Origin of the sequence: Kocuria sp. BT304 (genome assembly GCF_003290245.1) — a bacterium.
GTDB classification, from domain to species: domain Bacteria; phylum Actinomycetota; class Actinomycetes; order Actinomycetales; family Micrococcaceae; genus Kocuria; species Kocuria rhizophila_A.
The window spans coordinates 2,692,598-2,705,468 of record NZ_CP030039.1 but is presented as its reverse complement, the minus strand read 5'-3'; the positions used below and the strand labels follow the sequence as shown (position 1 = coordinate 2,705,468).

General features: G+C 65.4%; 10 protein-coding genes. 6 read left to right on the top strand and 4 right to left on the bottom strand.

Features of this window, described 5'->3' with window-relative positions; genetic code table 11:
* The first annotated feature begins 137 nt into the window (after nt 1-137).
* Nucleotides 138-1,303, top strand: a protein-coding gene (locus DNL27_RS11845; protein WP_112235670.1) for an IS3 family transposase whose coding sequence is annotated in 2 segments (ribosomal slippage) — nt 138-422 and nt 425-1,303 — 1,164 coding nt in all. Because the reading frame shifts where the segments join, the coding sequence is not laid out codon by codon here.
* A 94-nt stretch (nt 1,304-1,397) separates the two neighbouring features.
* On the opposite strand, the gene DNL27_RS11840 is transcribed toward DNL27_RS11845, so the two are convergent.
* On the bottom strand, nt 1,398-2,480 hold the full coding sequence (locus tag DNL27_RS11840; RefSeq protein ID WP_112235669.1) for an ISL3 family transposase: 1,083 nt from the start codon (nt 2,478-2,480) through the stop codon (nt 1,398-1,400).
* 111 nt (nt 2,481-2,591) lie between these two features.
* Between DNL27_RS11840 and DNL27_RS11835 the strand changes: the two genes are divergently transcribed.
* From DNL27_RS11835 to DNL27_RS11820, 4 genes are all read left to right on the top strand, one after another.
* On the top strand, nt 2,592-3,251 hold the full coding sequence (locus DNL27_RS11835; RefSeq protein ID WP_239494387.1) for a uridine kinase: 660 nt from the start codon (nt 2,592-2,594) through the stop codon (nt 3,249-3,251).
* A 59-nt stretch (nt 3,252-3,310) separates the two neighbouring features.
* A complete protein-coding gene (locus DNL27_RS11830; RefSeq protein ID WP_112235668.1) occupies nt 3,311-3,667 on the top strand; it encodes a tetratricopeptide repeat protein in 357 nt (118 codons plus the stop codon).
* 57 nt (nt 3,668-3,724) lie between these two features.
* On the top strand, nt 3,725-5,056 hold the full coding sequence (locus tag DNL27_RS11825; protein WP_087137594.1) for an ISL3-like element ISPfr3 family transposase: 1,332 nt from the start codon (nt 3,725-3,727) through the stop codon (nt 5,054-5,056).
* A gap of 119 nt (nt 5,057-5,175) precedes the next feature.
* The gene (locus tag DNL27_RS11820) at nt 5,176-7,317 is read left to right on the top strand and encodes a glycosyltransferase family A protein (protein WP_162627106.1); all 2,142 of its coding nucleotides are present in this window, start codon (nt 5,176-5,178) and stop codon (nt 7,315-7,317) included.
* 117 nt (nt 7,318-7,434) lie between these two features.
* Here DNL27_RS11820 and DNL27_RS11815 read toward each other — a convergent pair whose 3' ends face one another.
* The gene (locus tag DNL27_RS11815) at nt 7,435-8,766 is read right to left on the bottom strand and encodes an ISL3-like element ISPfr3 family transposase (RefSeq protein WP_087137594.1); all 1,332 of its coding nucleotides are present in this window, start codon (nt 8,764-8,766) and stop codon (nt 7,435-7,437) included.
* A gap of 108 nt (nt 8,767-8,874) precedes the next feature.
* Between DNL27_RS11815 and DNL27_RS11810 the strand changes: the two genes are divergently transcribed.
* Nucleotides 8,875-10,212, top strand: a complete 1,338-nt coding sequence (locus DNL27_RS11810; RefSeq protein ID WP_112235784.1) for an ISL3-like element ISPfr3 family transposase — start codon at nt 8,875-8,877, stop codon at nt 10,210-10,212.
* Nucleotides 10,213-10,948: 736 nt separating this feature from the next.
* Here the strand turns inward: DNL27_RS11810 and DNL27_RS11800 are convergent.
* Nucleotides 10,949-12,166, bottom strand: coding sequence for an RNA polymerase sigma factor (locus DNL27_RS11800; RefSeq protein ID WP_239494385.1), 1,218 nt, complete (start codon nt 12,164-12,166; stop codon nt 10,949-10,951).
* A 23-nt stretch (nt 12,167-12,189) separates the two neighbouring features.
* Nucleotides 12,190-12,570, bottom strand: coding sequence for a YciI family protein (locus tag DNL27_RS11795; RefSeq protein ID WP_112235665.1), 381 nt, complete (start codon nt 12,568-12,570; stop codon nt 12,190-12,192).
* Between the last annotated feature and the right edge of the window lie 301 nt (nt 12,571-12,871).

The following is a 12,871-nucleotide window of genomic DNA, read 5'->3' as shown; positions in this document are numbered from 1 at the left end:
GTGGGGTCTGGGTAGAGGTCGAGGCCTCCAGGATGGGTAGCGACCAAGCAACCTGATCCATAAAGGCCTGGGACTGATGCACGCATAGGTGACATACAATCTGTGGTGTTCCCACACCACAGGGAAGGATGTGCACCATGCCCGCCCCCTACCCCAAAGAGTTCCGCGAGGACGTCGTCCGCGTCGCTCAGAACCGTGAAGCCGGCACCCGGTTGGCCCAGATCGCGAAGGACTTCGGCATCTCCGAGTCCTGTCTGACGAACTGGATGCGTCAGGCCGAGATCGAGGCCGGCAACACCCCCGGCACCACCAAAGCCGAGGCTGAAGAACTCCGCGCCGCGCGCCGCAGGATCCGTCTGCTCGAGCAGGAGAACGAAGTCCTACGCCGCGCCGCGGCCTATCTGTCCCAGGCGAACCTGCCGAAAAAATGATGTACCCGCTCGTGTCCGAGCTCGCCGGCCACGGTGTCCCCGTGGCGGTGTCCTTGCGGGTCCTCAAGCTCGCTCGCCAGCCCTATTACCGCTGGCGGGAGAAGCCCATCACCGCCTCTGAGGTGCAGCAGGCCTACCGGGCCAATGCCCTGCACGCCGCCCACCACAACGATCCCGAGTTCGGGTACCGGCTGCTGCGGGACGAGGCCGAGGCGGCCGGGGAGCCCATGGCCGCCCGAACCGCCTGGCGGCTGTGCCACGAGAACCATTGGCACTGCGCGTTCGGGACCAGGCGTGGCAAGAACGGGCGCCGGCCAGGCCCGCCCGTGCACGATGACCACGTCCAGCGTCAGTTCGCCGCAGAAGCACCGAACAGGCTCTGGCTGACAGACATCACCGAGCACCCCACCGGCCAGGGCAAGCTCTACCTCTGCGCGGTCAAGGACGTGCACGCCGGGCGGATCGTGGGGTACTCCATGGCCGGCCGTATGCAGGCCTCGTTGGCCGTGGACGCCCTTCAGCAGGCCGTAGCACGCCGTGGCGGCACCTCGGTGGTGGCCGGGTGCATCGTGCACTCGGACCGAGGCACCCAGTTCCGTTCGGCCCTATTCCAGGACGCGCTCTCCCGCTACGGGCTGATCGGCTCGATGGGCCAAGTCGGCGCAGCGGGGGACAACGCGGCAATGGAGTCCTTCTTCGCGCTGCTGCAGAAGAACGTGTTGGACCGGCGCGACTGGGCCACCCGAGACGAGCTGCGGGCGGGGATCATCACCTGGATCGAGAGGGCATACCACCGCCGCCGCAGACAGGACCGTCTGGGCCGGTTGACCCCCATCGAGTACGAGCTGATCATGGACCACACGCCCGCTTAAGCGGCGTGACGACGCCTGTCACCTATGCGTGCACCAGTCCCCCTCGACGTGTCTCATGCTATCTGCGCGCCCGCGTGCGCGCTTTTTGGGCTCTTCACAATTCGGGGTGTAGGTGTGGTCTGAATCCGCCGGCTTCGAGGAGTGCGCGGGCGATGTAGTTGGTGAGGTTGCGGAAGCCGAGGGCCAGGCCACGCAGGTGCTCGAGGCGACCGTTCACGGCTTCGGTAGGTCCGTTGCTCGTGCGCGGCCGGTCGAAGTAGGCCAGGACGTCGCAGGCGCGTCTGGTCAGGGTGCGGCCGAGCTTGCGCAGTTCTACCAACGCCTCAGGCACACTGTCGGCGAGGGCGTCGATCACGGAGCTCATCTCGACGCGGCCGGCTGCCCGGTCGGGGTGACGGTAGGCGGAGATCATGCGCTGGTAGATCCCCCAGGTGCACTCGACTTGCACGTGCCGGTCCCCAGCGAAGAGCTTGTCAAGGCGCTCGTGCTGGCGCTCGTGCTGGCGGTCGGTGAGCAGGTCAGCCCCGGTGTGCAGGGTCCGCCGCGCGGTGTAGAGCGGGTCGCCCTTGCGTCCGCGGTGTCCGTGCAGTTCCTGCTGGACTCGGCGGCGGCACTCATCGAGAGCGTCCCCGGCCAACCGGATGACGTGGAAGGGATCCATAACCGTGACGGCGTCCGGCAGCTCCTCGGTGGTGGCGGTCTTGAAGCCCGCGAACCCATCCATGGCCACGACCTCGATCCCATCGCGCCAAGCCTGGTCCCGCTCGGCCAGCCAGTCCTTGAACGCCTTTTTCGACCGACCTTCGACCACGTCCAGCAGGCGTGAGGGCCCGGTGCCGTCCCGGACCGGGATGAGGTCGATGATCACGGTGACGTACTTGTCACCGCGCCGGGTGTGCCGCCACACGTGCGAGCACTCCTTGCAGCGGTAGCGGCGCACGGTGAGCACCAGCGTGGTAGGGCGCCACCCGAACGGCTCGTGCGCCAACTCCCTGCTCACCGTGTCACGGGGCACGCCCTGGCAGCCGCACCGCCTGCACCAGTCGTCCGGCTCCACGACCCGGCACGCCAGCAGGGACCGGTCAGGCTCGAGCAGCTGGCCGGTGACCTCCAGACCGAGGCCGTCGAGGCGGGTGAAGGTAGTCAGGTCAGGGCGCGTGAAGGTAGCGTCAGGCACGTCGAGGTCTTCCGGACGGGTTGTGTGAGAACTCCCATCATCGGAAGACCTCGACCCTCACCCCGACACCGACGCGCCGCCCCAGGTCGCACCACAGCTACACCCTCATCTGTGAAGAGCCATGAAACCCTCTCGTGCCTGGCCGAACACCTGTGCGCCGTTGCACCGGATCGTCCTGCTCTGGTGACCATTGACGGATTCGACGGAGCGGGAAAGACGGTCCTTGCGCAGGAGCTGGTGGCCCTGGTGTCGGCCCGAGGCACGCGGCCGGCCATCAACGTCAGCATCGATGGCTTCCACCACCCTCGCGCTCAGCGGTATGCAACTGGGCGAGGTCCTGAGAGCTTCTATCGCGCCTCCTATGACTACGAAGCGTTTCGTCGCTGTGTCGTCACACCACTTCGAACGGGCCATGCCATCATCCCGGCAGCGTGGGACGTCGACGAAGACCGGCCTGTCGATGCACGGCCCATCGAGACGGCACCCGACACCCTGGTGCTGGTAGACGGGATTTTTCTGCATCGCCCTGATCTGCGCGATGAGTGGGATGGTTCCGTGTGGGTTGATGTTCCGTTCAGCGTCTCGGTGCCGAGAGGAAACGCGCGTTTTCCCGGCGAACACGACCCAGATCCGGAGGCCGAAGAACATCATCGCTACGTGGGTGGCCAGCGGCTCTATCTGGCGGAGGTTTCTCCCCGGGAGGTTGCGACGTGGGTTCTCGAAAATGCGAGCCTTGACCGCCCCAGACTTTCCTGGGGAACCATGGGCTAATGTTGATGCCCTGCTGAAAATTGGAGTGCTGGAGAGGTTCTGGGTGTAATAATTCGCCCATGAACCTTGACGCTCAACTCGATCGGATTGTTGCGGCGCGCGACCGCAGCAACATGCAACCCACCATCGACGCGCTGAAGCCCCTCTACCAAGCGCATCCGGAGAACTCGCGTGTGCTGTACGAGATCGGTGGTGCCTACGACACGGACGGCCAGGAAGAAAAGGCGGCCAATTTCTATGAGCGGGCTCTCGCCCACGGACTCAGTGGTGACCTCTTACGCCGTTGCTACCTGCAGTACGGTTCGACCTTGCGAAACATCGGTCGCGTGGAGGAGTCACTGGCCGTGTTCAGGCTCTTCCCAGATGAGGGTGTAGCGCACGTCGCGCGGCGGGCCGGCGCGTCGGTGGCCGGATAGAGGTCGAGGTCTCCCGAGGATGAGAGCTCCTACACACTCAGCCCGAAAGACCTCGACGTGCACGACGCTACCGTCGGCGGGCGCGCTGATGCGTTCGCCAGCCCCGACCTGACTGCCTTCTGCCGCCTCGACGAACTCGGCCTCGTTGTCACCGGGCAGCGACTCGAGCCGGATCGTGCCGTATTGGCCTGTCAGGTGGTCGAGCCCGACCAGTGGTGCCGGCGCTGCGGCTGCGAAGGGAGACCACGTGACACCGTGGTCCGACGGCTTGCCCACGAACCACTGGGCTGGCGGCCCACGACGCTGGAGGTCGTCGTGCGCCGTTACCGCTGCAGCGGCTGCGGGTATGTGTGGCGCCAGGACACCACCGCCGCGGCCGAGCCCCGGGCCAAGTTGTCTCGGCGCGCTCTGCGGTGGGCGCTGGAAGGGATCGTGGTCCAGCACCTGACCGTGGCTCGGGTCGCCGAGGGGCTCGGGGTGGCCTGGGACACCGCCAACGACGCCGTTATGGCCGAGGGCAAGCGGGTGCTGATCGACGAGGAGCACCGCTTCGAGGGGGTGAAGGTCGTCGGGGTCGATGAGCACGTGTGGAGGCACACCCGTCGCGGCGACAGGTACGTCACCGTGATCATCGACCTCACCCCAGTGCGAGATGGCACCGGCCCGGCACGGCTGCTGGACATGGTCGAAGGACGCTCCAAGCAGGCGTTCAAGACCTGGCTGGCCGACCGCCCGCAGGAGTGGCGCGACGGCGTGGAGGTGGTCGCGATGGACGGCTTCACCGGGTTCAAGACCGCCGCCGTCGAGGAACTGCCCGACGTGGTGACCGTGCTAGATCCCTTCCACGTCACGCGCCTCGCTGGCGAGGCGCTCGATGAGTGCCGACGGCGAGTTCAGCAGGCCATCTGTGGGCACCGCGGCCGCAAGGGCGACCCGCTCTATGCCGCCCGCCGGACCCTGTCCACCGGCGCCGACCTGCTCAACGACAAGCAGAAGGACCGACTGGACACCCTGTTCGCCGACGACGCCCACGTCGAGGTCGAGGTCACCTGGAGCGTCTACCAGCGCATGATCGCCGCCTACCGCCACGAGAACCGGCGCCACGGCCGCGAGCTGATGGCCCGGCTCATCGACTCGATCAGCACCGGCGTCCCCAAGGCCCTGGTCGAGATCACCAAGCTCGGCAGGACGCTGAAGAAGCGCGCCGCCGACGTCCTGGCCTACTTCGACCGGCCCAGCACCTCCAACGGGCCCACCGAGGCGATCAACGGCAGGCTCGAGCACCTGCGCGGCTCGGCGCTGGGGTTCCGCAACCTGACCAACTACATCGCCAGATCCCTGCTCGAGACCGGCGGGTTCAGACCCCGACTACACCCTGGATTCGGATGAGCCATTTCACCTCCCATGACCAGAGCCCTCATCCGAGTGTCTCAGTCGCGCCTCAAGGGACCGGACTCCTCGACCCCCGCGTCACTGCTGGCGGCGCGCGATTTCGTGGAGGTCGCCCGATGATCGCGCACCCCATCGTCGTTTGCTGCTTCGAGATCACTGAGACCGTGGACACGGAGGAGTTCGGCAACTTCATCCAGCTGCTACACAGCTCGTTGCCCACCGGAGTCTTGAATGTGGGCGTGGCTAACAATACTTTCGCCAACCTGGACCTCAGGGAAATCCCCCACGTGGTCGAATTTCCGGCGGGCACGAGCCGTGCAGAGATGTACAACCAATTAATCTCTCAGAACCCGGGCGAGTACATTCTGCTCCTCGACGGCCCCGTCATCCCCAGTGACGTCCCGCAGCTGCCCTTGGCGTCGCCCAGTTCTCTGCCGATGGTCGACGATGAGAACACTGCCATCCGGTGGATCGAGTTCGACGGGGTCCGGCTCCAGCCAAACCCTGACACGGACCCGTCCGCCATCTCCGCAGACCACCTGGGCGATCTCGACTTCACCCGCGACGTCCACGAGTACTCTCCCCTGGCCATCCTTGCCCGGGCACGGGATCTCCTCCACGTCCGAGGGTTCGACGAACGTGAAAGCCTTGCTTCCGCAATGATGTTGGACCTGGTCATCCGGCTGCGCCGATGCGGCGGGGTTCCCATCGAAGCGTTCGACGGCAGCTCGCGCCACGGTACGAGAGCGCCCCGGGCGTGGGATGTCAGCTCCGTGTGGCCGACGATCGCCAGCCAACCACTCCGGACATCGGCCAGCTATCGGGACAACCAGGTCTCTCAGGTGCAGAAGGACCCGTCAATCTACCGCAACTTGGTCGAGTGGTCGGTGCCCCTCGAGGACCGCCCCGTCCTAGTCTCTGTCGCCATAGCCACGCGGGATCGCGCTGAGTACATTGGAGACTGCCTCAACTCGATCCTGGCCCAAGACTTCCAAGAGTTCGAGGTCATCGTGGTCGACGACGGCTCCACAGACGGGACCAGTGAGGTGGTGAAGCAATTCTCCGATCCGAGAATCCGATTGGAGGTCTTGCCACCGTCTGGAATCAGCGCGGCCCGGAACAGAGCGGCCGCATTGAGCAGGGGATACTTCACTGCGGTGCACGATGATGACGACATCATGCTCCCACACCGTCTGGTCAAGAGCCTGCAAACCCTGGACTCGGAGCACCGGGCCAGCTACGGGTCGTGGGTAAATTTCGACAACGAGACCGCCGATATGGTCCTCCACATCACTAAGTCCGGATTCAGCCGTGAACTCGTGGCGTACTCGGGCCAAACCCCGGGGCACGCCACGTGGTTGCTCCCCACCTATCTGGTGAATCGTCTCGGGTACGACGAGAGCTATTCCAGTTCGGTGGACCACAACTTGGCCACTCGAACTCTCCTGGTGGGCCTGCGCTGGAAGCACAGTAAAACCGTCCTGTTCCTGCGGCGGATCCACCCCACGCAGGTCAGTTTCACCGATTCCAAGCGCCAGCGCGGTGCGGCACAGTTGACCAAACTCGCCAGCACCATTTCCGCCTCGACCGAGGGTCGAAAATCTCTCGCGGACGCTGGGAGAACGCTGCCGTTCCCCCAGCCGGCCGACCGAAGCGCGCTCTTCGAGACCTTCGGTGCGTATCTTCCCGACCACCTCGTGAGGCGGCGCACCACCGTCACCAGTCTCGTGGGGAAGAAGGTGCTGGCTCTCGATGCGCACGACCGGCTGCGGGTGGTCCTCTCGGACACCGACCTGCTGTCAGGAACGACGACCTCCGAGATCGGCGTGCTCGAAGACTTTTCGTGGGACGACATGGCCAAGGCCCGCACGCTCGGCCTTCCCGGACTGTCCTACACGGCAACGCGCAGAGACGCGCCGGTCGAGCACGAGTCAGCGTCCGTCCTGGACTCCCAAACCCAGCTCCAGAATCGGCTGCGCCTGCTGCTGAACCAGGTCGTGGCAACAGACAGGAATGCTTGCCTCCTGGTGTTCGACGGGGAGGGTCTGCCCTATTCGTTGATATCCTCACGCGAAAAAGATCTCGTTTTCGCCCGCAAGATCGCAGTCAGCGCGGAGCCTGAAACTCGTCTTGCCCGCGTCGTATGCGGCTTCAGGTCGCCGGACCAGGCCATCGACTTCGCGGTGAGCAACTCCCTGGACTACAACATCTGGCAGATAGTAGGAGCAATTGACGGCTCTTCCCAGATGAGGGTGTAGCGCACGTCGCGCGGCGGGCCGGCGCGTCGGTGGCCGGATAGAGGTCGAGGTCTCCCGAGGATGAGAGCTCCTACACACTCAGCCCGAAAGACCTCGACGTGCACGACGCTACCGGGCTCATCCGAATCCAGGGTGTAGTCGGGGTCTGAACCCGCCGGTCTCGAGCAGGGATCTGGCGATGTAGTTGGTCAGGTTGCGGAACCCCAGCGCCGAGCCGCGCAGGTGCTCGAGCCTGCCGTTGATCGCCTCGGTGGGCCCGTTGGAGGTGCTGGGCCGGTCGAAGTAGGCCAGGACGTCGGCGGCGCGCTTCTTCAGCGTCCTGCCGAGCTTGGTGATCTCGACCAGGGCCTTGGGGACGCCGGTGCTGATCGAGTCGATGAGCCGGGCCATCAGCTCGCGGCCGTGGCGCCGGTTCTCGTGGCGGTAGGCGGCGATCATGCGCTGGTAGACGCTCCAGGTGACCTCGACCTCGACGTGGGCGTCGTCGGCGAACAGGGTGTCCAGTCGGTCCTTCTGCTTGTCGTTGAGCAGGTCGGCGCCGGTGGACAGGGTCCGGCGGGCGGCATAGAGCGGGTCGCCCTTGCGGCCGCGGTGCCCACAGATGGCCTGCTGAACTCGCCGTCGGCACTCATCGAGCGCCTCGCCAGCGAGGCGCGTGACGTGGAAGGGATCTAGCACGGTCACCACGTCGGGCAGTTCCTCGACGGCGGCGGTCTTGAACCCGGTGAAGCCGTCCATCGCGACCACCTCCACGCCGTCGCGCCACTCCTGCGGGCGGTCGGCCAGCCAGGTCTTGAACGCCTGCTTGGAGCGTCCTTCGACCATGTCCAGCAGCCGTGCCGGGCCGGTGCCATCTCGCACTGGGGTGAGGTCGATGATCACGGTGACGTACCTGTCGCCGCGACGGGTGTGCCTCCACACGTGCTCATCGACCCCGACGACCTTCACCCCCTCGAAGCGGTGCTCCTCGTCGATCAGCACCCGCTTGCCCTCGGCCATAACGGCGTCGTTGGCGGTGTCCCAGGCCACCCCGAGCCCCTCGGCGACCCGAGCCACGGTCAGGTGCTGGACCACGATCCCTTCCAGCGCCCACCGCAGAGCGCGCCGAGACAACTTGGCCCGGGGCTCGGCCGCGGCGGTGGTGTCCTGGCGCCACACATACCCGCAGCCGCTGCAGCGGTAACGGCGCACGACGACCTCCAGCGTCGTGGGCCGCCAGCCCAGTGGTTCGTGGGCAAGCCGTCGGACCACGGTGTCACGTGGTCTCCCTTCGCAGCCGCAGCGCCGGCACCACTGGTCGGGCTCGACCACCTGACAGGCCAATACGGCACGATCCGGCTCGAGTCGCTGCCCGGTGACAACGAGGCCGAGTTCGTCGAGGCGGCAGAAGGCAGTCAGGTCGGGGCTGGCGAACGCATCAGCGCGCCCGCCGACGGTAGCGTCGTGCACGTCGAGGTCTTTCGGGCTGAGTGTGTAGGAGCTCTCATCCTCGGGAGACCTCGACCTCTATCCGGCCACCGACGCGCCGGCCCGCCGCGCGACGTGCGCTACACCCTCATCTGGGAAGAGCCCGCTACCGTCGGCGGGCGCGCTGATGCGTTCGCCAGCCCCGACCTGACTGCCTTCTGCCGCCTCGACGAACTCGGCCTCGTTGTCACCGGGCAGCGACTCGAGCCGGATCGTGCCGTATTGGCCTGTCAGGTGGTCGAGCCCGACCAGTGGTGCCGGCGCTGCGGCTGCGAAGGGAGACCACGTGACACCGTGGTCCGACGGCTTGCCCACGAACCACTGGGCTGGCGGCCCACGACGCTGGAGGTCGTCGTGCGCCGTTACCGCTGCAGCGGCTGCGGGTATGTGTGGCGCCAGGACACCACCGCCGCGGCCGAGCCCCGGGCCAAGTTGTCTCGGCGCGCTCTGCGGTGGGCGCTGGAAGGGATCGTGGTCCAGCACCTGACCGTGGCTCGGGTCGCCGAGGGGCTCGGGGTGGCCTGGGACACCGCCAACGACGCCGTTATGGCCGAGGGCAAGCGGGTGCTGATCGACGAGGAGCACCGCTTCGAGGGGGTGAAGGTCGTCGGGGTCGATGAGCACGTGTGGAGGCACACCCGTCGCGGCGACAGGTACGTCACCGTGATCATCGACCTCACCCCAGTGCGAGATGGCACCGGCCCGGCACGGCTGCTGGACATGGTCGAAGGACGCTCCAAGCAGGCGTTCAAGACCTGGCTGGCCGACCGCCCGCAGGAGTGGCGCGACGGCGTGGAGGTGGTCGCGATGGACGGCTTCACCGGGTTCAAGACCGCCGCCGTCGAGGAACTGCCCGACGTGGTGACCGTGCTAGATCCCTTCCACGTCACGCGCCTCGCTGGCGAGGCGCTCGATGAGTGCCGACGGCGAGTTCAGCAGGCCATCTGTGGGCACCGCGGCCGCAAGGGCGACCCGCTCTATGCCGCCCGCCGGACCCTGTCCACCGGCGCCGACCTGCTCAACGACAAGCAGAAGGACCGACTGGACACCCTGTTCGCCGACGACGCCCACGTCGAGGTCGAGGTCACCTGGAGCGTCTACCAGCGCATGATCGCCGCCTACCGCCACGAGAACCGGCGCCACGGCCGCGAGCTGATGGCCCGGCTCATCGACTCGATCAGCACCGGCGTCCCCAAGGCCCTGGTCGAGATCACCAAGCTCGGCAGGACGCTGAAGAAGCGCGCCGCCGACGTCCTGGCCTACTTCGACCGGCCCAGCACCTCCAACGGGCCCACCGAGGCGATCAACGGCAGGCTCGAGCACCTGCGCGGCTCGGCGCTGGGGTTCCGCAACCTGACCAACTACATCGCCAGATCCCTGCTCGAGACCGGCGGGTTCAGACCCCGACTACACCCTGGATTCGGATGAGCCCGTGTTCAGAACGGCCCGGCAGACCTTCCCTGATTCGCCCTCGCTGGCGACCTTCCAAGCCGTGACGATGCATGCGGCAGGCCGCCCCAATGATGCCATCGCGACCCTTCTCCAAGTGATCGCCGAGCACGTCACCACGGCGGACATTGACAGGTACAAACCAGCGATTCTCGGGAACGCAGCCTATATACGCGATCTCCAGTAGAAGCTCACGCTCCCGCACTTGCGCACCTTTGGCTGGCAGTGACTGCGACCGTGATAGCACTGCACGCGACACAGTTTCTATGAGCGCCAACTATCGTTGCAGAAGCTCCCGGTCCTCTGAGACAGTAGTAACCGATGGAGGAACTGCTGTAGGAGCGGAAATGGTCCGCGCGTCTGATCGATCGAGCTGGGCATCATCAGGGGAAGGAAAGTTTTCGTCCTAAGCCGTGAATGGGCCAGCATGCATTCCCGACGCCCTTTCGCCCTCGGACGGAATCCGACGGGCCGATTAGCTCGCATGTCTCGTTAGCCAACACACAATGTCACGGGCGTCCGCGGTTATAGCCGCGGTCGCCCGTCTGACCAAGCGTACACAAACCGGGCCACCTGTCGCTGGGCGATACCCTGCTCGCGCACTAGCTCAGTATCCCGCTACGATAGACTGGTCCGTAGGGGTGTGCTTTCTATCTGGCGACGAGAGTCGTGAGATGACAGGCACGCCAAGACGCTGTGTGCGGCACGCTGCGCGCTACGCGCGTTGTTTCCATCGAGTGAGCAGCTTCGCTAAGTGCTCGTGTTCACTGGTGATTGTGGTCAGAGTCATGGCTCGCTCTAGTGTCGAGATGGCGTCTTGGTTTCTCCCCATGGCGCGGTAGAGATGGCTTCGCAAGACCCATGCGGGTTGGTAGCTCTCCGCTGCTTTTGGGAGGCTGCTGAGGGCGGCCAGGGCCGCGGCTCCTCCTTCCGCATGCTGAAGAGTTGCGGCTCTGGAAACTCGTGCTCCTAACGAGGGGGCGATCCGTAGAAGGTGGTCGTGTTGCCGTAGTAGGGCATGCCAGTTTGGTTTTCCAGTGCGCACACCTTGCATGTGGAGGGCTTGGATGCTCGCTTCGATGGCGTAGCGGCCGATTTCTCCGCATCGGTGGACTTCACGAAGATGCCATTCACCCTTCGCCAGATGGCTTGCGTTCCACATGGTTGGGTCTTGATCGTCGAGAGGCACCAGCGCGCCGCTGGGGCTCCGTCGTGCGTTGAACCGTGCCACTGACAGGTGGATGAGAGCGGCAAGTCCGTGAGACTCTCCATCATCGGGGCAGAGGGCGGAAACTAGTTCAGAGAGATAGACCGCTTCTCCAGCGAGGTCTTCGCGCAGATCCGTTGCCGCATTGGCCCACTCGATGGTGAACACCCCGTAGATGGCTTCGTGGATGGACGAGAGGCACGCATGCAGTTCGGATCGGTCGGGCACGTGCATCTGAAGACCATTCGTGGCGATCTTCTTCTTCGCTCGGGTCAGCCGCGCTGCCACTGTCGCGGCGGGCAGGATCATTCCTTCCGCGATACGTCGGGTAGGGAGCCCGAGGACTGCAGACAGCATGAGCAGTGGGCGAGTGGCGGGATCGATGTCGGGGTGTGCGCAGGCTGCGAGAAGTTGGAGGCGGCTGTCGGGGAGCTCATCGAGCCCTGCGTTGATGCTGGGGTGTAGCGCTTCGTGTACTTCCGAGTTCAGCTCGACGCTGGTTCGGTGCGCGGCGGACTTCCAGACATCGCGTCGAAGGTTCAGCGCAGTGCGATAGATCCACCCGGAGGGATTCTGCGGGATGCCCTTGCTGGGCCAGGTATGAAGGGCGCGCTCAGCCGCACCGGCTACTGCATCCTCTGCACCGGCGATATCGCCGTCTCGTACAGAAAGCAAGGCGATGATCCTGCCCCAGTCATCGTGGGTCAGAACCACCGCCTGCTCCACGTCAGGAGACGTCATTGCTGCGACTACTGGCGCCAGCTGCCATCGACGTAGGAAACCCCCGCTGCACGCACCTCGACTGTTCCATAACTCGCGCCAGGGAACCGCTCTGCCCACGCCAGTGCCGCCTCGCGGTCGGGAACATCGATCACGAACACACCGGCCAATGCTTCTTTCGTCGCCGCGAAGGGACCATCCTCGATGACCGTCTTGCCATTGCGTCGCGTCACCGTCGAGGCAGTCGGCGATGGGGTGAGCATCTCGGCGGCCACCATGACCCCGGCAGCCTCGAGCGAGTCGGCGAAGTCGGTCATCAACTGCTGCATCTCGGCCATCTCCTCTGCCGACGGCTGCTCCTCGGTGCTGATGCCTGGTTCCTCAGCATGGAAAGCAAGTACGTATCGCATGGTGGAGTTCTCCTTGTACTGCTCAGGGAGAGCGCCGTTCGCCCTCCTGCACTAGAGACGATTCAGCGACCGCACTTTCGACACCCTGCCATATGCTCATCCGGATGGACCGGCCAGGGGATGCCGCTCAGGACGTGCGTAGGCCGTTGCGGGCGGACGACTGGATGATCGTGATCTCGTCCGAGTCCTCAGGTATCAGACAGTAGTGGATGTCACTAGTATGTGCGCCGAGCGAAGATTAAACATGCGCTAGACAGGATCGGGGTGGTGAAGCTTGAGCGACACAGGTCGCATGCACGTC

What these genes read in the sequence shown, in the direction of transcription:
- DNL27_RS11830 (WP_112235668.1), top strand. Translation starts at nt 3,311, where the DNA reads ATGAACCTTGACGCTCAACTCGATCGGATTGTTGCGGCGCGCGACCGC.
- DNL27_RS11820 (WP_162627106.1), top strand. Translation starts at nt 5,176, where the DNA reads ATGATCGCGCACCCCATCGTCGTTTGCTGCTTCGAGATCACTGAGACC.
- DNL27_RS11795 (WP_112235665.1), bottom strand. Translation starts at nt 12,570, where the DNA reads ATGCGATACGTACTTGCTTTCCATGCTGAGGAACCAGGCATCAGCACC.